Origin of the sequence: Neogemmobacter tilapiae, assembly GCF_014652215.1 — a bacterium.
GTDB lineage: Bacteria > Pseudomonadota > Alphaproteobacteria > Rhodobacterales > Rhodobacteraceae > Neogemmobacter > Neogemmobacter tilapiae.
The window spans coordinates 390,259-411,129 of record NZ_BMYJ01000001.1; the positions used below are offsets into that span (position 1 = coordinate 390,259).

General features: G+C 60.5%; 20 protein-coding genes. 12 read left to right on the plus strand and 8 right to left on the minus strand.

Going from position 1 to position 20,871, the window contains the following annotated elements; translation table 11 throughout:
- Positions 1-145: 145 nt before the first annotated feature.
- A complete protein-coding gene (locus IE095_RS01965) occupies positions 146-1,456 on the minus strand; it encodes a tyrosine-type recombinase/integrase (RefSeq protein ID WP_189409838.1) in 1,311 nt (436 codons plus the stop codon).
- A 291-nt stretch (positions 1,457-1,747) separates the two neighbouring features.
- Here IE095_RS01965 and IE095_RS01970 point away from each other — a divergent pair, with 291 nt between their 5' ends.
- From IE095_RS01970 to IE095_RS01980, 3 genes are all read left to right on the plus strand, one after another.
- Positions 1,748-2,830, plus strand: a complete 1,083-nt coding sequence (locus tag IE095_RS01970; RefSeq protein WP_189409841.1) for a hypothetical protein — start codon at positions 1,748-1,750, stop codon at positions 2,828-2,830.
- A 1-nt stretch (position 2,831) separates the two neighbouring features.
- Positions 2,832-3,182, plus strand: a complete 351-nt coding sequence (locus IE095_RS01975) for a RidA family protein (RefSeq protein ID WP_189409843.1) — start codon at positions 2,832-2,834, stop codon at positions 3,180-3,182.
- A 140-nt stretch (positions 3,183-3,322) separates the two neighbouring features.
- Positions 3,323-4,207, plus strand: coding sequence for a hypothetical protein (locus IE095_RS01980; RefSeq protein WP_189409845.1), 885 nt, complete (start codon positions 3,323-3,325; stop codon positions 4,205-4,207).
- Positions 4,208-4,214: 7 nt separating this feature from the next.
- Here the strand turns inward: IE095_RS01980 and IE095_RS01985 are convergent, their stop codons facing one another.
- Together IE095_RS01985 and IE095_RS01990 are read right to left on the minus strand one after the other, a co-directional pair.
- A complete protein-coding gene (locus tag IE095_RS01985; protein WP_189409847.1) occupies positions 4,215-4,670 on the minus strand; it encodes a DNA polymerase III subunit chi in 456 nt (151 codons plus the stop codon).
- A gap of 3 nt (positions 4,671-4,673) precedes the next feature.
- Positions 4,674-6,140, minus strand: coding sequence for a leucyl aminopeptidase (locus tag IE095_RS01990; RefSeq protein WP_189410132.1), 1,467 nt, complete (start codon positions 6,138-6,140; stop codon positions 4,674-4,676).
- A 134-nt stretch (positions 6,141-6,274) separates the two neighbouring features.
- Between IE095_RS01990 and lptF the strand changes: the two genes are divergently transcribed.
- The 6 genes from lptF to IE095_RS02020 are packed head-to-tail and all read left to right on the plus strand — an operon-like array spanning position 6,275 to position 14,300.
- The gene (gene lptF / locus IE095_RS01995; protein ID WP_189409848.1) at positions 6,275-7,387 is read left to right on the plus strand and encodes an LPS export ABC transporter permease LptF; all 1,113 of its coding nucleotides are present in this window, start codon (positions 6,275-6,277) and stop codon (positions 7,385-7,387) included.
- A complete protein-coding gene (gene lptG, locus IE095_RS02000) occupies positions 7,384-8,478 on the plus strand; it encodes an LPS export ABC transporter permease LptG (protein WP_189409850.1) in 1,095 nt (364 codons plus the stop codon). Before lptF ends, lptG begins: the two co-directional genes overlap by 4 nt.
- On the plus strand, positions 8,478-10,601 hold the full coding sequence (locus IE095_RS02005; RefSeq protein WP_189409853.1) for an LPS-assembly protein LptD: 2,124 nt from the start codon (positions 8,478-8,480) through the stop codon (positions 10,599-10,601). Before lptG ends, IE095_RS02005 begins: the two co-directional genes overlap by 1 nt.
- A gap of 16 nt (positions 10,602-10,617) precedes the next feature.
- Entirely contained in the window at positions 10,618-11,892 is a 1,275-nt protein-coding gene (locus IE095_RS02010) for a peptidylprolyl isomerase (RefSeq protein ID WP_229804404.1), read from the plus strand.
- Positions 11,882-12,859, plus strand: a complete 978-nt coding sequence (gene pdxA, locus IE095_RS02015) for a 4-hydroxythreonine-4-phosphate dehydrogenase PdxA (RefSeq protein WP_229804406.1) — start codon at positions 11,882-11,884, stop codon at positions 12,857-12,859. The genes IE095_RS02010 and pdxA overlap by 11 nt, the downstream gene beginning before the upstream one ends.
- A gap of 49 nt (positions 12,860-12,908) precedes the next feature.
- Positions 12,909-14,300, plus strand: coding sequence for an MATE family efflux transporter (locus IE095_RS02020; RefSeq protein ID WP_189409857.1), 1,392 nt, complete (start codon positions 12,909-12,911; stop codon positions 14,298-14,300).
- 97 nt (positions 14,301-14,397) lie between these two features.
- On the opposite strand, the gene IE095_RS02025 is transcribed toward IE095_RS02020, so the two are convergent.
- The 4 genes from IE095_RS02025 to IE095_RS02040 all read right to left on the minus strand — a co-directional run bounded on the left by IE095_RS02025 (position 14,398) and on the right by IE095_RS02040 (position 17,446).
- Positions 14,398-14,928, minus strand: coding sequence for a DUF1993 domain-containing protein (locus IE095_RS02025; RefSeq protein WP_189409859.1), 531 nt, complete (start codon positions 14,926-14,928; stop codon positions 14,398-14,400).
- A 152-nt stretch (positions 14,929-15,080) separates the two neighbouring features.
- Positions 15,081-15,317, minus strand: a complete 237-nt coding sequence (locus IE095_RS02030; RefSeq protein WP_189409861.1) for a hypothetical protein — start codon at positions 15,315-15,317, stop codon at positions 15,081-15,083.
- Positions 15,307-16,716: a bifunctional serine/threonine-protein kinase/universal stress protein gene (locus IE095_RS02035; protein WP_189409862.1), complete on the minus strand. Its 1,410-nt coding sequence runs from the start codon at positions 16,714-16,716 to the stop codon at positions 15,307-15,309. Before IE095_RS02035 ends, IE095_RS02030 begins: the two co-directional genes overlap by 11 nt.
- 1 nt (position 16,717) lies before the next feature.
- On the minus strand, positions 16,718-17,446 hold the full coding sequence (locus IE095_RS02040) for a metallophosphoesterase family protein (protein WP_189409864.1): 729 nt from the start codon (positions 17,444-17,446) through the stop codon (positions 16,718-16,720).
- Positions 17,447-17,553: 107 nt separating this feature from the next.
- Between IE095_RS02040 and IE095_RS02045 the strand changes: the two genes are divergently transcribed.
- From IE095_RS02045 to IE095_RS02055, 3 genes are read left to right on the plus strand one after another with little or no spacing between them, the layout of a single operon-like run.
- Positions 17,554-18,189: a DsbA family oxidoreductase gene (locus tag IE095_RS02045; RefSeq protein ID WP_189409866.1), complete on the plus strand. Its 636-nt coding sequence runs from the start codon at positions 17,554-17,556 to the stop codon at positions 18,187-18,189.
- The gene (locus IE095_RS02050) at positions 18,186-18,650 is read left to right on the plus strand and encodes a metal-dependent hydrolase (protein ID WP_189409868.1); all 465 of its coding nucleotides are present in this window, start codon (positions 18,186-18,188) and stop codon (positions 18,648-18,650) included. Before IE095_RS02045 ends, IE095_RS02050 begins: the two co-directional genes overlap by 4 nt.
- Complete coding sequence (locus IE095_RS02055) at positions 18,647-19,843, plus strand: multidrug effflux MFS transporter (RefSeq protein ID WP_189409869.1); 1,197 nt, start codon at positions 18,647-18,649, stop codon at positions 19,841-19,843. Before IE095_RS02050 ends, IE095_RS02055 begins: the two co-directional genes overlap by 4 nt.
- On the opposite strand, the gene IE095_RS02060 is transcribed toward IE095_RS02055, so the two are convergent.
- On the minus strand, positions 19,833-20,822 hold the full coding sequence (locus IE095_RS02060) for a calcium-binding protein (RefSeq protein ID WP_189409871.1): 990 nt from the start codon (positions 20,820-20,822) through the stop codon (positions 19,833-19,835). The genes IE095_RS02055 and IE095_RS02060 overlap by 11 nt on opposite strands.
- Positions 20,823-20,871: the final 49 nt, after the last annotated feature.

The following is a 20,871-nucleotide window of genomic DNA, read 5'->3' on the forward strand; positions in this document are numbered from 1 at the left end:
TGATTAGGTTCAAGTCAAATTATACATACTTTTGCAAAAAGCAAAAGGAAAATAGCAAGAAAATATCCAACTTTCTTTAGCCAATTAGTTGGATTTATTCCCCATTCGTTAAAATCAGTTGGATTAATTACAGTATTCTTTCTTCTCAATCGCTTGCGCTGATGTAGGTCGGAAATTTCACAACGACGCCACTATCTTTACCCGTCAGGAAGTCGGCCCACGCGCCCATCATCGCCCTGCGGCGTTCCAGCAGGTCTGTCCTGCGATAGGCCCTTTCGACATCTGATCCGACTTTGTGCGCCAGCGCGATTTCTGCCATGTCCCGGTCATAGCCGGTTTCTGCGGCCCAATCCCGGAACGAGGACCGCAGGCCGTGGGGAACCGCTGGCCGTCCGGTGCGTGGGTCGATCCAGCCGGGCCGTCCCGCCTTTTCCTCGCGTTCCTGCATGTCGCGCATCACCTTGCTTAGGGTCATGTCCGACATCGTCCGACCTGTGATGCTGGGGAACACAAGGGGCTGATCCTTCATTTTCGGAACCATCTTAAGCAGCGCCACCGCGGCTGGGGACAGGGGGACACGATGTTCCTTATCCATCTTCATCCGGCTGCTTGGTATGGTCCAGACACCAGCCTTCATGTCGATTTCGTCCCATGTCGCGCCCCGGACCTCGCCAGATCGGCTGGCGCATAACGCGGCGAAGCGCAAGGCCATCGCGCCCATACTGTCGCGCTTGGACAGTTCAGCCCACCACGCGGGCACATCCGCCAGCGCCAGCGCCGGGAAGTTGCCGACCTTTCCCTTCTCTACTTGTGAAGGCGCGGGCAGCAGTTCTTTGAGGTTGCCATTCCAGCGCGCCGGATTGTCCCCTGACCTATGCCCGGCGACCGTAGCCCATGACAAGATACCCTCCAGATATGATCGCAACTTCTGACCGGTGTCAGGCTTGTCAGACCAGACGCCTTGAATTGCACGCGTCACATCCTGAACTGTGATGTCTTGGACAGACAACGCGCCGATTTCTGGCAACGCGTATCTCGAAATTGTAGACCGGATTGCCCTCTGTGACTTTTCCGGTCTGTCGGTCATCTTGGCGATAATCCACTTGTCGACTGCATCAGAGAACAGCAGCGTCCGGGCATTCGCTGCCGCCAGTGCGGCACGGGCGGCCTTGCGATCCTCAATCGGGTCAACGCCTTGCTCTACTTTTGCCTTGGCATCACGGGCCTTGTCCCGTGCCGTTGCAAGTGAAATCTCGGGATAAGGTCCAAGACCAATCGCGCGTCGGTTGCCGCCAATCATCGTGCGGAGCAACCAGCTTTTTGCCTGGCCGGGTGTTATCTGAAGAAGCAGCCCCGATAACCCGCCGACTGCAAACCAGATGTTCCGATCTGGCGATCCGGGATGGGACGAACGTTTGACATCCAGCGGTCCCCATTCGCGCGCTCGCTTCGGCATGTGTCAATTCTCCCTAACAATCTGCAAACGCGCCCGGAATCGAACTTTCCCGCACGCCATCCCGCTAGCCAAAAACTATTCTACAGATTGTTACGAAGTGCAACGAGTCAAAGTGGAAAAGTTCAGCAAAACTTGGGGATTTTGGGAGGATGAAACAGGATGAAAAACGTCAAAACAGCCTTTTGGCCCCCTTCACCCGCTCCATCCCCTTCTTCGTCGAAACGGGTCATGTTCCCTTGACCTGCCCTTTATCTTTCCCGCATAAAGCGGCACTTTCCAAGGCAAGGGCAGATGGCGCGGACCTGTTTCATACATATTGGCCTACACAAGACGGGCACGACGGCCATCCAGTCGGCCCTGCATCGTTTCAATAACGAAAACCTGATTTACGCCGATTTTGATCATCCCAATCATGGCCTACCGATGGTCATGATGTTTGCAAAGCGACCGATTGATGCTGCTGACGCGGCGGCCGCCGCCAACTATGCCAAGGAACGTTCGAAAATTCAGGCGCGCTTTGATCGGCATCTGAAAGAAACAAAAAACCTTGTGATTTCTGGTGAGTCGATCTCGACACGTTTCGATCAGGCCGAGCTGGAAGGCATTCGCGAATATTTTTCGCCGCGTTTTGACCGAATTCAGATCATTGTCTATGTGCGCCCTTTCCTTGATGTGGCGGTCAGTCACTGGCAACAGCGCGTGAAAAACGGCTTTGACAAGTTCCAATTGCCCGAGACGCGCTATAGGACGATGATCGAACCCTTCATGCAGGTTTTTGGTCAGGAAAACGTCGTCATCCGTCCCTATCAGCGTGATCTTCTGAAAGACGGCGATGCTGTCGCGGATTTTGCGAAACTGATAGGCCTGCCCGAAGCAACGCTTTCTAGCCAAGCACGAAATCCGACCCTGTCGGCCGAGGCGACGGCGCTCCTCTTCGCGTTCAACCTTTTTGGCGATCTGGCCTCGGCACCCGGCAACCGACGTGACCATAGGGTGGCGCTGGCCAAAGCGCTGCGTCAGTTCGGGACGGAACGTTTCACCTTTTCTCCAGAGTTGGCCAAGGCGGCGGTTGACCGACAGCGCGCCGAAATCGACTGGATTGCCTCGAGGGTCGGCATCGACATGACTGGCAGGCTGCCGGAGGCCAAGGTAGTCTTCGGCTCTGCCGAGGATGTACTGGCCCTCGCCCGACGGCATATGGAAGAAGCCCGCTCCCTGCTGCCCAGCGAAGGATCCAGCGCCGGCCCCGTGGCAAAATTCGGCGGTTTGAAATTGCTTTTGAGCAAAAAACTCGGTTGGCGACAACAACAAGCGGCGCTTTGGCGCCTGGCACCGGGGCCAAGGCCCAACAGAAACGACAGTTCGGAGAAGTAAAATGTCAAAGATCACCCGCTACGGCACCGGCCCCCGCATGAGCGAGGGTGTCGCGTACAATGGCATTCTTTGGGTTGCGGGTCAGGTCGGAAAGCCTGACGAGAGCGTGGCCGAGCAAACCCGCACCTGTCTGGCCGAAGTTGACCGCATTCTTGCAGCCGCCGGCACGGACAAGACCAAAATTCTTTCCGCGCAGATCTGGCTTGCCGATATGGCGGACTTTGCCGAAATGAACAGCGTCTGGGATCAATGGGTGCCCCAAGGTCATACGCCCGCGCGGGCAACGGGCGAAGCGAAACTGGCCGCTCCGGCCTATCGGGTTGAGGTCATCGTCACCGCCGCTCTGGCCTGAACTGACCGATGGTCCGTCGCTGTATCGTGCATGCGGGTTTGCCCAAGACCGGCACAACCGCCCTTCAGGCGGCCCTTTCGGTCATGGATCAACCGGGTTTTAGCTATGCCAACCTTGGCCACCCCAACCATTCGATCCCGTTGATCCTGACCTACACGGGTGATCCGCGCCGCTGCGTCGGTTATCCACGGGTGGAGGGAATGAATGCCTTGGCTGGGCGGGTGTTGCGTTGGCAAATTGGACGCCGCTGGCAAAAGGCGCTGAAAACGCCTGCGCAGACACTGATCCTTTCAGCAGAGTCATTGCTGACCAATCTGCGTGGGCCGGAACTGGCGACGCTATTGCATGACCTACGTCAGTCCTTTGACGAAGTGCGCCTGCTTGTCTACATCCGCCCCTACCACGACCTCGTATCCAGTCTATGGCAGCAGCGGCTGCGTCGCGGCGTGGCTGATCTAAAGATCACCTCGCAGCCCTATCGGAAAATCCTAGAGCCGGGTTTGCAGGTATTCGGGCGCGAGAACATCATTTTCCGCCGCTTTTCCCGGAAAGATTTGCTTCAAGGCGATCTTTTCGCCGACTTCTGCGCCCAGACGGGCCTGCCCGACGGGGCGCTAAGGGACACCGGTACAAAATTTGAATCGCTCTCGCTCGAGGCAGCTTCGGTCTTGTTCGCCCATAATCTGGAACGCAAGGCCAAGATGGGACATGCCGAAGCCCGCGCGGTCGAGGAACGCGCAAGGCTAACCGCGGTTCTTGAACGCTTCGGCCATGAAAAAATTGGCTTCTCGGAAAAATTGCTGCAACAAGCTCTTCAGCGGCGCGCCGAAGGGCTGGACTGGCTGGAAGGGGTCGCGGGATTTGACGTGCGCGGCAAGGCGCAAAGCGTTGCACAACCGATTGACAGTGCCGGTGATTTGCTCCGTTTGGCAGAAAAACACCGCCCCGAGGTCGAGGAAATGCTGTCGCGCGCCAAACCACCCGCCGGACCTATCCGCCGGGCGTTGATGCGGCGCTGGCTTTAACTGCGGTTCACCGTTCGGCCTTCATCGCCCATCGACCGCTTTCTTCGGACCAATATTGCGCCTTGTGGCCTTGCGCCACGATCCTCTTCCATTGTTCGCGTGCGGCTTGCAGGCGGTCTGGATTGGCCCCGTCAAAGGCCACCCAAACCCGCTCCATGTTTTCAACCTCGCCCTCCAAGGGTTCAGCCCCGTCCAGCAACAACACGGCTTTTGCCGCGTTCAGGGCCGGGCCAAGCCCAAGCAAGACCGGCTGGTCAGCGTCATGCAGACCGCCCTCCATCCCATGCGGCAAAAAGCTTTCCTCGGGTTCGATCCATAGCCGTCCGTCCAGTCGATCCAAAGCCGCCTTGTCTGTGCCGCGCAGCATCACCCGCCAGCCCTGCGCCAGAGCGCGCGGCAAAAGCGTGCGCGCCAGGGCATCGGGCGTCGATGCGGTCAGTTGATAGAACAGCACAAGGCCCAAGGATCAGCCCTTTTCATAACCATCGCGGATCATCCGGTTCAGCGCCATCACGCCCCAGCCGGTCGCCCCTTTGGGGGCCAGAGCTGTTTCACCCTTGGTCAGGGCTGTACCCGCAATATCCAAGTGAATCCAAGGGGTTCCCTCTTTGACAAAGCGTTGCAAGAACTGCGCCGCCGTGATCGCCCCGCCGTCCCGGCCGCCGACGTTCATCATATCGGCAATCCGACTGTCGAGCTTTTTGTCATAAGCCGCCCCCATCGGCATCCGCCAAGCGCCTTCACCTTCGGCCACGGCCGCTTTCAGGAAAGCCCCGCAGAAGGCATCATCATTCGAGAAAACGCCCGTATTCTCATGCCCCAAGGCGATGATGATCGCCCCCGTCAGCGTCGCCAGATCAATCATCCCCACCGGATTGAACCGTTCCTGTGCATACCACATCACATCGGCCAGCACCAAACGCCCTTCGGCATCCGTGTTGATCACCTCGATCGTGTCGCCCTTCATCGAACGCACCACATCGCCCGGACGCTGCGCCTTGCCGTCGGGCATGTTTTCGACCAGCCCAACCAGCCCCACGACATGCGCTTTCGCCCCGCGCAGGGCCAAGGTCTTCATCACCCCCGCCACAACGCCCGCGCCGCCCATGTCCATCGTCATCTCTTCCATCCCGCCCGCGGGCTTGATGGAAATGCCGCCCGTGTCGAACACCACGCCCTTGCCGATCAAAGCCAAAGGCGCGCCTTCCGCCCCTTTCCACTGCATCACAACGATCTTCGACGGGCTTTCCGACCCCTGCCCCACACCCAACAGCGAACCCATGCCAAGGTCGGCCATTTGAGATTCTTCCAGAACCTCGACCTCGATCCCCAGCTTTTTCAAGTCCAGCAGTCGCGCCGCGAAATCCTCGGTCGTCAGCACATTCGCCGGTTCATTCACCAGATCGCGGGTAAAGGCCACGCCCTCGGCCAAAGCGAGCAAGGGGGCTGCCAAAGCAGTCACCGCATCGACATCTGCCACGGCAAAGGTCAGCGCCCCGGGTGTCTTTTGTTCGCCCGTCTTGTGCGTGGTAAAGGTATAGGCCTTCAGCACCGAACCAAAGGCCACCTGCGCCATCTGCTCCTGCGCCTCGCCCAGAACCAGCGTGCCCGCCTTGTGCAAGCCCTTGCCAATCGTGGCCCCGGCCTTGCGCGCTTGTTCCACCGTCGCTTTGCGCTCCAGCCGCACAACCTGCACCACTTCCGACGCCAACCCTGCAGGCCATTGGATTTCCAGCGATTCTCCCGCTTTCAGCTTGCCGAAAGCCTCCGACGCCCCAACCCGCGCCACAGCGCCCTTGGTCAGCTTGTCCAACCGCCGCGCCGCCACGCCCAAACGTCCACCTTCCGGCAGAAACACGACGATCTTGCCCGCAACTTGGGCCAGATTGTCTAGATCAGGGGCGGCAAAGGTGGGAATGACGGGCAGCGGCATGGGAACCTCGGGGGCAAGTGGCATGGTTTCGCCGGAACCCTAGCCTTGCCCCCGCCCAAAGGCCAGATGCCAGTTTCCCCCGCCCCCCAAATCGTTTAGCGTCGCCCTAACTTTCGGGGGAAGGTGGTCTGCGCGTGTCGAGATTCGACAGGTATCTTTTGTCGCAATTGCTGGCACTGTTCGGGTTCTTCTCGTTGGTGCTTGTGGCGATCTATTGGGTCAACCGGGCCGTCGGCCTGTTTGACAAGCTGATTGGTGATGGTCAGTCTGCCCTTGTTTTTCTAGAATTTTCTGCCCTGACCCTGCCCAATGTCATTCGCCTTGTCCTGCCCATTTCCGCCTTTATCGCCACGGTCTATGCGACCAACCGTCTGGCTTCGGAATCGGAACTGGTGGTGATGCAGGCCACCGGGTTTTCGGCATTCCGTCTGGCGCGGCCTGTCGTTTATTTCGGGCTGATCGTGGCGCTGATGATGCTGATCCTGATGCATGTTCTGGTGCCCGCCAGCCGCACCATGCTGGCCCTGCGGACGGCGGAAATTTCGCAAAACGTCACCGCCCGGTTCCTGAACGATGGGCAGTTCATGCATCCGTCCGATGGTGTCACGCTTTACATCCGCGAAATCACCCCGACCGGCGAATTGCTGGACCTTTACCTGAACGACAACCGTTCCAGCGGCCAACAAGTGACCTATACCGCCACACGTGCCTTGCTCGTACGCGGTGAAACAGGGGCCAAGCTGGTCATGGTCGACGGCATGATTCAGGCCCTGCGCGACAGTCGTCTGGCGGTGACACGTTTTGCCGATTTCACCTATGATCTGGGTGACGTGATTGGTGGCAGCGAGACCGCAGGCCGCACGATTGATGAACTTTCCACCGCCGAACTCTTCCGGGCCGATCCAGCAGTTGTGGAAGAAACCGGCGAAACGCGGGCGGCGTTTCTGTTCGAGGCGCACAGTCGTTTCGCCCAGCCCTTCCTGGCCCTAGCCGCTGCCCTAATCGGCTTTGCGGCGCTTGTGTCAGGCGGGTTCAGTCGCTTTGGCCTGTGGCCACAGGTGGGGCTGGCAGTCTTGTTGCTGATCTTTGTGCAGATGATCAACACCGGGGCCACCAGCGCCGGATTGAAGCGTGAAAGCGCCGTTTTGCTGGCCTACCTCGCCCCCATCATCGGCGTCGGTATCGCCACCTTCATACTTTGGCAATCGCAATGGTCCCGGCGCCGGCCCAAGGCGGTGGCCGCATGACGCTTTCGCTTTATATTGCCCGGCGCTTTGCTGGGATGCTGGGGCGAGTCTTCCTTGTGTTCTTCGGCATCCTCTTGCTGATCGACACGCTGGAACAGCTTCGCCGCTTTTCCGATGCCGGCATCGGCCTGACGCAGGCGTTGGAACTGGGCCTGTTGAACGTCCCCTCCAGCCTTTACCGCATCCTGCCGCTGATCCTGATCCTATCGGCGATCGCGCTGTTCCTTGGTCTGGCGCGGTCGTCCGAACTGGTGGTCGTCCGCGCCGCTGGTCGGTCGGGCCTGCGGTTTCTTATGACGCCAGTCATCGTCGCTCTGCTGTTCGGGGCCTTGGTCGTGGCAGTGCTCAATCCCATCGTTGCCGGTACCTCGCGGCTGTATGATCAGCGTTGGGCGGAACTGGCGCATGGCGATGCCCAGGCCTTTTCGGTCAGCGAAGGCGGGCTTTGGCTGCGACAGGGCGGCGATGACGGACAGACCGTCATTCATGCGGGACGCGCCAATGGTGAAGGGACCGAGCTTTACGATGTCACCTTCCTGACCTTTGATCCCGACGGCCTGCCTCTGCGCCGCATTCTGGCCGACAGCGCGCAACTTGTCCCCGGCGAATGGCGGCTGACCGGAGCCAAGGCATGGACGCTGGACGCCCAAAACCCCGAGGCGGTGTCGGTTGTGGAAACCACAGCGAACCTGCCCTCGGACCTGACAGGGGACGCCATCCGCGACAGTTTCGGCACGCCCGAGGCGGTGCCCTTCTGGCAATTGCCTGATTTCATCGCAGGGCTGGAAAAGGCAGGCTTTTCGGCACGGGCCTATCGGGTCTGGTTCCAAATGGAACTGGCCCAACCCCTTCTGCTGGCGGCGATGGTTCTGCTTGCAGCGGGCTTTACCATGCGCCATGCCCGTTTCGGCGGCACGGGGATGCGGGTTCTGGTGGCCCTGCTGGCCGGTTTCGGCACGTTCTTCATAAGGAATTTCGCGCAAGTGTTGGGCGACAATGGCCAAATCCCGATTCTGATGGCCGCATGGGCCCCGCCTGCCGCGGCCGTTTTGGCCGCTATGGGCCTGCTTTTGCATCTCGAGGATGGCTGATGTTCCGCTGTCTTCTTCTGATCCTTTTGCTTCTGCCCCTGCCCCTTGCCGCGCAGGATCTGGCCACTTTGGTTGCCGACCGAGTTGCTGTTAGCGGCCAGTCGATCCTGATCGCCGAAGGCAATGTCGAGGTTTTGTATCGCGGCCAGCGCCTGCGGGCCGCTAAGATCATCTATGACCGCAGCGCCGACCGACTGGCGATTGCCGGGCCGATCTGGCTAACCGACGAAAAAGGCAATGTCATTCAGGCCCAGCAAGCCGATCTGGCCGCCGATCTGACCGAAGGGGTCTTGACCTCGGCCCGCATGGTCATGGACCAAAAACTGCAAATCGCCGCCGATCAGATTGCCCGGCGCGAGGGGCGCTATACCGAACTGACGAACACCGTCGCCTCCAGCTGCAAGGTCTGCGGCGGTCGGGCGCCGCTTTGGGAAATCCGCGCCAGTAAGATCACTCATGACCAGCAAGCCCAGCAGCTTTATTTTGATGATGCCACGCTGCGGATGGCCGGGGTTCCCATCTTTTATCTGCCCCGTATGCGCGTGCCCGACCCGACGCTTGACCGTTCCTCGGGCTTTCTGGTGCCCCGTCTCCGCTCCACTTCCGCCCAAGGCACGGGGATCAAGATCCCCTATTTCCTGACCCTCGGCCCCAGCCGTGACCTGACCTTTACCCCCTATGTCACCACCAAGGGCACACGCTCCATCGACCTGCGCTATCGGCAGGCCTTTGCCACCGGCAGCATCGAGGCAAACGGCGCGCTGTCCTATGACGACCTTCTGCCCGGCGAGCGGCGCGGTTACTTCCTCGGCACCGGCGCTTTTGACCTGCCCGCCGCTTTCAAGCTGACCTTCCGGCTGGAACAGGTCTCGGACCCGGCCTATTTCCTTGACTATGGCATTTCCGAAAAAGACCGCCTGGACAGCCGCATCGAAGTCACCCGCACCCGCCGCAACGAATACATTCAGGCGCGGCTCGTGTCGTTCCAGTCGATCCGCGAAGGCGAAAGCAACGAAACCATCCCCTATCTTCTGGGGGACGTGACCTTTCACCGCCGTTTCAGTGGCGGCTTTCTGGGCGGCGAGGCTGGCCTGCGCTTTCAGACCCACAGCCATGCCCGCCGCTCCACTGAAATCTTCGATCTCGACGGCGACGGCCATGCAGATGGCCGCGATCTGAGCCGCGTTTCGACGCGGCTGGACTGGCAACGCAACTGGGTTCTGCCCGCCGGCATTCTGGGCACCACGATGGGCGAGCTGTCCGCCGATGTTTATGACATCCAGCAGGATGCCGTTTATGCCGGCCGCACCACCCGCTTCGACGCCGCAGGTGCCGTCGAACTCCGCTGGCCCTGGGTCGCGGCGGGGGAAAAAGCCAGCTATGTCGTCGAACCCATCCTGCAACTTGTGGTGAACAGCCGCACCCAGCCCGACCTGCCGAATGAAGATTCGGCGCTGGTCGAATGGGACGAGGGCAACCTGTTTTCGATGCATCGCTTTGCCGGTTCTGATGCCCGCGAAAGGGGCATTCGGGCGAACCTTGGCCTAAGCTGGACCCGCTATGACGCCACCGGCTGGTCTTTGGGCGGCACCGTGGGCCGTGTCTTCCGCGCCGATGATCTGGGACAATTCGGGGCCTCCTCCGGCCTTGACGGCCGCGCCTCTGATTGGCTGATGGCTTGGCAGATTGCCACGCCCGAAGGTCTGACCTTCACCAACCGCTACATCCTGTCCGATGATTTCGAACCCACCAAGGCCGAAGCCCGGCTTGATCTGTCGCGTGATCGCTATGGGCTTTCGGGTTCCTATGTTCTGGTCAAGGCCGATCCTTTGGAAGGTCGCCTCATCGACACCTCCGAGCTTTATCTCGACGGTAGCTATACCTTTGCCGGAAACTGGACGGCCAAGGCCAGCGCAAGGCACGATTTCATCGCCGACCGGGCCACTACGGCTGGGGTCGGTCTGGAATTCCGCAACGAATGCCTGTCGGTCGATCTTTCTCTCTCGCGTCGCTTCACATCCTCGACTAGTGTGCAGCCGACCACCGATTTCGGCCTTCAGGTCGATCTTCTGGGATTTGGCGGGGGGCAGGCCGCAGGTCCGGCCCGCACCTGCCGACGCTGAACATAGGCAAGACGTGATGACATTGACCGGAAAGACCATGACGCGCTGGACCCTTGCTTTCACCACGGCCCTTGGCCTTTCCCTTGCCGCAACCCTGCCCGCCCCGGCGCAGGAAAGCCCCTTTGCCCCCCGCATGATCATCAACGATCAGGTGATTTCCTGGTATGAACTGGAACAGCGAATGCAGTTCATGCGCCTGCTGCGCGCGCCCGGCGATCTCGAGAAAGAGGCGCTGAAGGCGCTGATGGAAGACCGGCTTCGTATGCAAGAGGCCAAAAAGCTGGGTGTGGAACTGACCGAAGAGCAGATCAAGCGCGGGATGGAGGAATTCGCCTCGCGCGCCAATCTGACGGCCGATCAATTCATCACCGCACTGGCCCAAGAAGGCGTCGCCGCCGAAACCTTCCGCGATTTTGTGATGGCTGGCTTGGCTTGGCGCGATGTGGTGCGCGCGAAATTCGGCTCGCAAGCCAGCGCGACCGACACCGACATCGACCGATTCCTCACCAATCAGGGCAAGGTCGCGGGCGTTCAGGTGCTGATGTCGGAACTGGTGATCCCCGCCCCGCCGGGCCGCGAGGATGAGGTGATGGCTTTGGCCCTGCAATTGTCCGACAGCGTGGTCGGCGAAGGGGCCTTTGCTTCTGCCGCGCGTGAATATTCGGCCTCGGGTTCCAAAGGCCGAGGCGGGCGGTTGGACTGGCTGCCCTTGGCCAATCTGCCGGGCGCCATTGCGCCTGTGGTTCTGGGCTTGGCCCCCGGCGAAACGTCCGATCCGGTGGCCATTCCCGGGGCCGTGGCGCTGTTCCAACTGCGCGGTATTCTGGAAGAAAGCACCGAGACCGCCGAATCGACGCAAGTGGAATATGCCCAGATCGCCCTGCCGAATGACGGGGCCTTTGACAGCGCGGTAGGTGCCATCATGGGGCAGGCCGAAACCTGCGATCAGCTTTACACCGCCCTGCCCGGCGGCGGGGTCAGCCGCCAGACGGCGACGATGGCCGCACTTCCGGGCGATGTCGCCATGGCCTTGGCGGGGCTTGATCAGGGTGAATATTCGACGACCGTGGTTCAGGGCAGTTCGCGCCTGCTGCTTATGATGTGCCTGCGTCAACCCGTGCCGCAAGAACCGGAAATGGGCATGGGCACTGAACCGCCAAAATCCCGCGCGGATGGCAAGGATCCCAAGCGCGAGGCGATCCGCGAACAGCTGATCAACCGCAAACTGGGCCTTTTGTCCGACAACTGGCTGGCCGATCTGCGCGCCAATGCGATCATCCGTGAACCCTGATCTGCCCCCTATCGCGCTGACCTGCGGCGAACCTGCGGGCATCGGCCCGGAACTCGCCCCCAAAGCCTTGGCCTCGGGTGTGCCCTTCTTCTTGCTGGGCGACCCGCGGCATCTGCCCGACGGCACGGACTGGACCGCCATTTCCGCCCCCGATCAGGTGGCCCGTGTCCGCAAGGGCAGCCTGCCCGTGCTGATCCACACCTTCCCCGGCGAAACTCGTCCCGGCCAACCCGACCCCGCCGATGCCGCCGAAGTGGTGGCTGTCATCGCTAAGGCCGTGTCGCTGGTGCAGGCCGGTCAGGCCAGCGCCGTTTGCACCCTGCCGATCCACAAAAAGGCCCTGCAAACGGGTGCTGGCTTCGCCTTTCCAGGCCATACTGAATATTTGGCGGCTCTTGCAGGCGTGCCCCGTGTGGTGATGATGCTGGCCTGCGATGAATTGCGTGTGGTGCCCGTCACCATCCATATCGCGCTGGATCAGGTCGCCACGCAACTGACCCCCGAATTGCTGGAAGACACGATCCGCATCACCCACCGCGCCTTGCAGCAGGATTTCGGCCTTGAAAACCCAAGGCTAGCCATCGCAGGCCTAAATCCCCACGCAGGCGAAGGCGGGGCGATGGGCACGGACGAGCCTCGCGTGATCCTGCCCGTGATGGAACGCCTGCGGGCCGAAGGCCTGCGGCTAACCGGCCCCCATCCCGCCGACACGATGTTCCACGCCGCCGCCCGCGCCCGCTATGACGCCGCGATCTGCATGTATCACGATCAAGCGCTGATCCCGATCAAGACCATCGACTTTGCGGGCGGCGTGAATGTCACCCTCGGCCTGCCTTTCGTGCGCACCTCGCCCGACCACGGCACGGCGTTTGATATCGCGGGCAAGGGGCGGGCCGAGGCCACCAGCACCATCGCCGCCCTGCGCATGGCTGCACAACTGGCGACCCGTCGGCGCGCGGGGGCATAGGCCGTTTCCCTTGCTGCCCATAAAAAAGGCAGCTAAGCGGGACGGCATCATGACCCAAGAAAATCATTTCCTGTCCCACACCCGTGGGCTTGCCCTTTTGTCGCTGCCGATCATCGGCGGCCATCTGGCCAATTTTGCGCTGCATGTCACCGATACGGTGATGATGGGCTGGTATGGCGTGACCGAACTCGCCGCCCTGGTTCTGGCCACCTCGACCTATTTCTTTCTGTTCATACTCGGCTCGGGTGTCAGCATCGGCCTGATGGGCCTGCTTTCCACCGCGCTTGGGCGCGGGGATGAGGTTCAGGTTCGCCGCGATACCCGCATGGGTCTGTGGTTTTCCATTGGCTATGGCTTGGTCATGGCGCTGCCGTTGTTCTGGTCGGAATCCCTGCTGATTGCCCTGGGGCAAAAACCCGAACTGGCGGGGCTGGCGCAGGATTATCTGCGCATTGCCGGGTTCGGCATGGTTCCGGCGCTGGTGGCTGCGGTTCTGCGCAGCTACTTTTCGGCGCTGGAAAAGGCGGGGCTGGTGCTTTGGGTCACGCTGGCCTCGGTGGTTCTGAATGCGGGGCTGAACTGGGTTTTCATCTTTGGCCGCTACGGGCTGCCAGAAATGGGTGTGCAGGGGGCCGCGATTGCCACGCTGGGAAGCCAGATCTTTGCCACGCTGATCCTGCTGTATGTCGCGCATTTCGGACGGGATTTCCGGCGCTTTCACCTGCTGCAACGGTTCTGGCGGCCGGATTGGAATGCGATGGGGAATGTGCTGCGGCTGGGGTTGCCTGCCGGGTTGACGGCGCTGGCGGAGAGTGGGCTGTTCATCGCGGCCGCGCTGATGATGGGTTGGGTCGGCAAGATTGAACTGGCCGCCCATGGGATTGCCTTGCAGGTCGGTGCGCTGGCTTTCATGGTCTATATGGGGATTTCCAACGCGACGACGGTGAAGCTGGGGCGGGCCTATGGGGAGGGTGATGCCCTGGCCATGCAGGGCGTGGTCAAGGCGGCGCTGGTTGTGACGCTGGTGATCTGTGCGACGCTGGTTTCGCTTATCTTGCTGTTCCCGGAACAGATCCTGCGGCTGTTTTTGGACCCGTCCTCACCCGACGTCGCCGAGATTCTGATTTTCGGGACCAGCCTGCTGACGCTGGCCGCCGCGTTTCAATTGTTTGATGCGATGCAGGTGCTGGCCTTGGGGTTTTTGCGGGCCGTGAATGATGCCAAGGTTCCGATGTTGCTGGCCAGCTTTTCTTATTGGCTGATCGGCCTACCTTCCAGCTATGTCCTGGGTTTTATCGTGGGCTGGGGCGGCATGGGAATTTGGATGGGGCTGATCATCGGGTTGGCCGCTGCGGCGGGGCTTTTGATGCTGCGATATTTCCGGGGGGATTGGTCGGCACGGGTTGGGGTGGAGGAGGTTTCGGCGGGTTTTCACGCGTGAAATCTTGTGTAAGGGATTGTTTTTAAATGTTATTTTGGTTTTTTTAGCTTTTGGTTAGGCAAGATTGTTGCGCCATGAAGGCGCAACCTTGCGCCTGCTACCTTATGTTAGATCGCAGTTGACCTTCGAAATCACGTTTTCCGATGGGCACCCCCTGCGCACGAAGGATGTCGTAGGCGGTGACAGCGTGAAAATAGAAGTTGGGGAGCAGAAATGACAGAAGATATGTCTCGGCCACAAAGGCCGTCTTCTGCGGATCGGTATGGATTTGCATGTCAAGTTTCTTGCCTGACCAAGCATTCACCTCTTCCGGCGTGAGGTTTGTCAGCGCAGCCTCGGTTCCGGAAATTCGGGCTTGCAGCGCGCGGAATGGAACCGGTCCGACAAGGTCAGGCGGGTTGAAGACACTGCCCCTTATCGCATCAAGTCCCCAGACCGAATAATTGTCTATGCATTCAATCTGGAAGAAAAACGGAGCCATGTCCGGGAAAAGTCTTGCGCTGACCAGTTCATCCGGATCAGTTCCAGTCTCGCGGCAATGCACAGTGGCCTTATCAAGACACACACCAACTGAACGCACCGTTTGCAAAAATGTTGGAACGCCGAGATCGAAAAAGGAGACTGTCATTGGTAAGGTCCATCCTTTTGCTCTGTCGATTTCGTGTCGATGAATTGTGATAGGAAAGGTGCGTGAAATCACGCACCCTACGCTTGCTTTCGTAGTCGATGAGTGGTGTGAGGGAAAATGCGTGAATTTGCTCCCGATGAGGCTGGATGCATTTAAGTACATCCACGACGTATCATCCCATCAACCACGCTCAAAAAATAGCGAGCGGCTTGTTCTTCGGTTGCGAAGGTTACTTCGTTTGATCTTTTGCCACGCTCAAAATGAAAAACCGCCCAATTGTATTTGTCATCGGTAATGCAGAATCTATCGTCCCGTTGTTCTCCGATTCCGAATTCATCGGGGTTAAGGTTTTTTGCCTCTAAGGTGGCTGCAAGTTCTTCAAGGTTCATTTGTCCCTCCCCCTACCCGCATCACCGTCACACTGCACCCCGCCTCGGCCACCACCTTGGCCGACACCGACCCCAGATAGCGCCTTGCCCCGCCGGAGCCCCTTGCCCCCATCAGAATATGGCTGGCACGCACCTTTTCGGCGTGGTCGATCAGGGCATCCGCAGGGTCAGAGTGTTCCAGAACGGTGAAGGTCAGGCGTTCGTCGGGCAGGTTCAGCCCCTCGGCCCAGTGGCGCAGGCCGACCAGCCTTGTCACATGGATGTTGTTGCCTTCATCATCCGTCATCTGGTCGATCCCCAGACGGGCCGTCTTGATCACGTTCACGCAGACCACCCGCGCATCGGGTTGGATCGTCAGCATCCGGCCCAAGGATTGGCGGAGTTGATCGGCCAAAGCCTCCATATCCGGGGAAAGATCGACGGCGACCAGCAGGATGGGCACTTGCCCCTGCACCGAAAGGCGGGGCGGTGGGCCAAGGTCGGTCAGGCGGGCCATGCGGCGCTTTCTTTGCCAGACGGTCCACCAGCCATCTTGCCGCATTTTGCGGGCGCGGGCCGTCAGGGGGACTTGGGCGGGATGTTCCAGATCAAAGGCCATCTGGGCGGCGGTCTGATAGCGGCGGCGGGGATCGACGGACAGGGCGCGCAGGATGATTTCCTGCAACCATTCGGGCAGCTCGGGGCGCAGAGCGCGCGGCGGCACCGGATCGCGCCAAAGACGGCGGCGGACTTGGCGGAGCTTTTCGGGTTGACCAAAGGGCATCTGGCCCGTGGCCAGTTCATAGATCATCGCGCCCAAGGCGAACAGGTCGCTGCGCGGGTCGTCGCGGCGGCGCAGATATTGTTCGGGGGCGATATAGGGGTAAGTGCCCATGGGGATGGTGAATTCTTCGGCCAAAAGGTCAGGAAGCTGATCATGATGGGCCAGGCCAAAGTCGATGCAGACCATTTCGCCCGTGTCCCTTTGCAGGAAATTGGCGGGTTTGAGGTCAAGGTGGATGACAAGCTGGGCGTGCAGGGCGGCCACCGCTTCAGTCATCAGGGCGGCCTTTTCAATAACGGTGGAAAGGGAACGGGGGCCGCGTTCAAAGCTGCGCAGAAGACTGCCGCCGGGGATGAATTCGGTGACGATATAGGGCATGACGCTGAAATCGCCCATGGCGATCAGGCGGGGGACATGGGGGCCGGAAAGGCGGGGCATGATCATCTGTTCCACCTCGAACCCCACAATCGTCGGCGCGTCGTCGCCATCAAGGATGGTGGGGACTTTCATGATCATAGGTGTGGGCTGGTCGGGGTGGGTCACATCCCAGATGGTGGCAAAGCCGCCCTTGTGGAGCATTTTCCCCAAGGTGAAACCGTCGATTTGCAAGCCTTCGTGTGGGCGGATCTGGGGCATGTCAGTTCCCGTTCAGCAGGCGTTGGGCCAAGGCTTCGGGCAGGCCTGCGGCGCGGATTTTGTCCACGGTGGCTTGGACATCATAGGGGGTGCGGCGAAAGGTGATCTGGTGGGGTTCGAGCATGGCCCAAGCGGCATGGGGTGATCCGTCGCGGGGCTGGCCTGTTGAGCCAACCACGGCGAGCCAGCGGCGCGAGGGGAGAAGCGGCATGGGTTGGTTGAGGGTGAGGGGGCATTCGCGAACGATACCCTGATGGTCGATGGAATAGAGGGCGGGTTTGTGGACATGGCCGCAGAGGGTAAGGCGGGCGTCGGTGGCCTGAAAGGCCGGGGCGGCGCGGGTGTTGGTGGTGATATAGGTCCAGTCGGCGGGATTGCGGGGGCTGGCATGGGTGAAGAGGGTTTGATCGAGGTGCTGGGTCAGGGGCAGTTGGGCGAGATAGGCGGCCTGATCGGGGGTAAGCTGAGCGCGGGTCCATTGGATGGCCGTGGCAGCATGGGGGGACATGGGTTCTGACGGCTGGGCGATGGCGTGGTCGTGGTTGCCTTTGACGCAGATGGTGGGATTTAGGGCGCGGATGCGGTCGATGCAGGCGCCCGGCTCGGGGCCATAGCCGACGATATCGCCGAGGATGGCAAAGGCCTTGGCCCCCCTTGCGGTGGCATCGGCCAGAACGGCGGCCAAGGCGGGGCGGTTGGCGTGGATATCGGTCAGGACGGCGAGTTTCATGGGCCTCTCCTCTGCATTCACGCTAGGGGCTGCACGGGATATGTGCAACCGGGCCGGTTGCGGGGTTTTCGGCGGGGGGATAGTGAGGGGGAAATGGAGTTTTGCCGATGATCCGCCTTGATATCTTTTCTGATCCGATCTGCCCCTGGTGCTTTATCGGGAAGTCGAACCTGGACCGGGCGCTAGAGGCGGATGCGAGCCATCCGTTCACGGTGGAATGGCATCCGTTCCAGTTGAACCCGGATATGCGGGCGGAAGGGGTGAACCGGCTGGAATATCTGGCGGCGCGTTTCGGGGGGATGGAGCGGGCCGAGGCCATGTCGCGGCAGGTGGAGGAAACGGCGGCGGGTTACGGGGTGGTGATCGATTTTTCCAAGGTGGAGCGGGTGCCGAACACGCTGGATGCGCATCGGCTGATCCATTGGGCGGGGCTGGAGGGGGCGCAGACGCCGATGGTGAATGCGGTGCTGCGGGCCTATTGGCGGGAAAGCCGGGATATTGGCGATCAGGGCGTGCTGGCGGATCTGGCGGGGGAAGTGGGCTTGGACCGTGCGGCCATGGCGCGGCTTTTGGCAAGCGAGGCGGACCGGGATACGATCACGGCGCGGGATAGCCATGCGCGGGAACGGGGGATCAGCGCAGTGCCGACCTTTGTGATTGCGGATCAGTATGTGGTGTCGGGGGCGCAGCCGCCCGAAATGTGGCGGAATGTGATGGCGGAACTGAAGGCGCAGTTGCCGTGATTTTGGCGCATCTGCCTGCGGGATATCTGACCGGCCGCGCGATGGGCGCGCGGCGGGGTTTGGTGTTGTGGGCGGCGCTGCTGGGTGGGGTGTTCCCGGATTTTGACATGTTCTGGTTCCATCTGGTGGATCAGGGGAGCGTGCATCACCATCGCTACCCGGTGCATATTCCGGGCTTTTGGGCCTTGGTGGCGCTGATCGCCCTGCCCCTGATCCGGCTGATGCGGCCGGCATTGTTCGCCCCGGCCTGCGCCTTTCTGGCGGCCATTGCGGTGCATCTGGTGCTGGATTCTGTGGGGGGCGGGATTCTGTGGCTTTGGCCCTTCAATGACCAGCTCTACAGCCTGATCAAGGTGCCCGCGACGCAGTCGCATTGGGTGCTTTCCTTTATCTTTCATTGGAGCTTTCTGGCTGAAATCGCCATCGTCGGATCGGCGGTTTGGGTCTGGTTGAAAACATGACGCAAAAACGCCTGTCCTACCCCGAGTTCGTGGCGCTGATCGCCTCGCTTTTTGCCATTCTGGCGTTTTCCATCGACTCGATGCTGCCCGCCCTGCCCCAGATCGCGGCAGAGCTTTCGCCCGATGCGCCGAATGCGGCGCAGTTGATCATCACGTCCTTTGTCTTTGGCATGGGGTTCGGCACGCTGTTGACCGGCCCCCTCTCGGATGCCTTTGGCCGCCGTCCGGTGATCTTTGCGGGGGTGGCGCTTTATGCGGTCGCGGCTTTGGCCGCTTGGGCCGCGCCGACGCTGGAAACCGTGCTGGCGGCGCGGTTCGTGCAAGGCTTGGGGGCCGCCGCCCCGCGCGTGGTGTCGCTGGCGATCACCCGTGATCTGTATCAGGGCCGCCAGATGGCGCGGATCATGAGCTTTGTGATGATGGTCTTTACGATCGTCCCCGCGCTGGCCCCCTTCATCGGCCAATACATCATTGCCGCCGCGGGCTGGCGTGCCGTGTTTCTGGCCTTTCTGGTCTTTGCCAGTTTCGCGATGCTGTGGTTCGGCCTGCGCCAACCGGAAACCCTGCCAGAAAAACGCCCCCTGACCCTTGGGCGGCTTGGCGCGGGGATCAAAGAGGTGCTGTCGCACCGCGTGATCCGCCTGTCGATCTTGGCACAAGCCTTTATTCAGGCTTGCCTTTTCGGCACGCTTTCCTCGACCCAGCCCATTCTGGACGTGATTTATCACCGGGCCGACGAATTCCCCTTTTGGTTCGCCGTCATCGCCATCTGTGCCAGTTCCGGCAGCTTTGTGAATGCCGCCTTGGTGGTGAAACTGGGGATGCGGCGGATGGTGGTTTCGGTGTTGATCGGGCAGGTCGTCGCCTCGAGTCTCATGCTGGCGCTGACAATCAGCGGGGCCATTCCGCAGGATGTGGCCTTTGCGCTGCATCTGATCTGGACGATCAGCGTTTTCTTTATGATTGGCTTGACCATGGGCAATCTGAACGCCTTGGCGATGGAGCCTGTGGGTCATATCGCCGGGATGGCAGCCTCGGTCATGGGGGCGCTTTCGACCGTCGCCGCTGTGCCGGTGGCGGCAGTGATCGGGCTGATGTTCGATGGCACCGCCCTGCCCCTGATCGCCAGCGTCGCGGCACTGGCCTTGGCCGCTCTGGTGACGGTCAAGGCGATGGGGGTGCCTAAAGGATAAAGTCGCTGGCGGTCAGGTTCGTGACCCAAGTCACCCAAAAATTCATCTCGGAAGCGCCGTCGCCGTCAATGTCCACATGAACCAATGTGGAACCACCCGAGATTTCGAGCCTGACCTCGCCCCTCGCCGATGAAAAACCATCGGTTCCGCGAAAAAGGAAAGCATCGTTCTTTTTGGTCGCGGGATTGGCATCAATGCGGCTGAGGTCGATCTTGGATTGCCCGAGGCCAAAATACTCCAACGTGTCGCTGGCACCGAGCACATTGCTGACGGCGCTGTCCTTGATGGACAAAAACCGCACGACGTCCCCTTGCGGCCCTTCCAAAACGAAGGTGTCGATCCCGCGTCCGCCGACCATGGTATCGGCGCCGTTCCAGCCTTTCAGCGTGTCATTTCCTGCCCGGCCCAGCAAAAGATCGCTGCCATTGTCGCCGTCAATGTAGTTGTCTTTGGCGTCGCCATAAATCTTGTCGTCCAGTGCCGTGCCCGAAACCTGTTCAAAGTTGCGGATCACATCCTTGCCCCAAAAGCCCAGATCCTGACGGGTGGTTTTTGCCATATCAAAAACAACACCCGTGGGCGCCGTGTCATAGCCCGAAACCATGTCGCGGTAGATCAGCCCAAAGGACAACCAATCACGGCCATCTCCCCCGTCGAGCGTGTCATTCCCGACACCGGCGCGGACGGAATCTTCACCATCACCGAGCAGGGCCAGATCGTTGCCCGATTGATCAAAATATTGATCCAGTCCTGCGCTGCCCAGCACGGTGTCATTGTCGGCCCCGGCAAAAACCACCGCGTCGCTGTCGTCGCTCATATCGCGCAGGTCGATCAGGTCGTTGTTGCGATAGGTGTAAATCAGATAGCTGGAATCCGTTGTGCTGTAGGCGACATAAACGGTGTCCGCCTCATATCCGGCCAGAAAGGCCGGGGTGTTAAGATTGCCGGAATCGCCGGGGAAAAGGACTTTCAGAACCATGCTTGCACCGATTTGATAAAGGGGGGCGCAACGGGCCGGAAACTCTTTA

Coding starts and splice junctions, on each gene's coding strand:
- IE095_RS01965 (WP_189409838.1), bottom strand. CDS start 1,456: ATGCCGAAGCGAGCGCGCGAATGGGGACCGCTGGATGTCAAACGTTCG.
- IE095_RS01970 (WP_189409841.1), top strand. CDS start 1,748: ATGGCGCGGACCTGTTTCATACATATTGGCCTACACAAGACGGGCACG.
- IE095_RS01975 (WP_189409843.1), top strand. CDS start 2,832: ATGTCAAAGATCACCCGCTACGGCACCGGCCCCCGCATGAGCGAGGGT.
- IE095_RS01990 (WP_189410132.1), bottom strand. CDS start 6,140: ATGCCGCTGCCCGTCATTCCCACCTTTGCCGCCCCTGATCTAGACAAT.
- lptG (WP_189409850.1), top strand. CDS start 7,384: ATGACGCTTTCGCTTTATATTGCCCGGCGCTTTGCTGGGATGCTGGGG.
- IE095_RS02005 (WP_189409853.1), top strand. CDS start 8,478: ATGTTCCGCTGTCTTCTTCTGATCCTTTTGCTTCTGCCCCTGCCCCTT.
- IE095_RS02010 (WP_229804404.1), top strand. CDS start 10,618: ATGACATTGACCGGAAAGACCATGACGCGCTGGACCCTTGCTTTCACC.
- IE095_RS02020 (WP_189409857.1), top strand. CDS start 12,909: ATGACCCAAGAAAATCATTTCCTGTCCCACACCCGTGGGCTTGCCCTT.
- IE095_RS02025 (WP_189409859.1), bottom strand. CDS start 14,928: ATGACAGTCTCCTTTTTCGATCTCGGCGTTCCAACATTTTTGCAAACG.
- IE095_RS02030 (WP_189409861.1), bottom strand. CDS start 15,317: ATGAACCTTGAAGAACTTGCAGCCACCTTAGAGGCAAAAAACCTTAAC.
- IE095_RS02035 (WP_189409862.1), bottom strand. CDS start 16,716: ATGCCCCAGATCCGCCCACACGAAGGCTTGCAAATCGACGGTTTCACC.
- IE095_RS02040 (WP_189409864.1), bottom strand. CDS start 17,446: ATGAAACTCGCCGTCCTGACCGATATCCACGCCAACCGCCCCGCCTTG.
- IE095_RS02045 (WP_189409866.1), top strand. CDS start 17,554: ATGATCCGCCTTGATATCTTTTCTGATCCGATCTGCCCCTGGTGCTTT.
- IE095_RS02055 (WP_189409869.1), top strand. CDS start 18,647: ATGACGCAAAAACGCCTGTCCTACCCCGAGTTCGTGGCGCTGATCGCC.
- IE095_RS02060 (WP_189409871.1), bottom strand. CDS start 20,822: ATGGTTCTGAAAGTCCTTTTCCCCGGCGATTCCGGCAATCTTAACACC.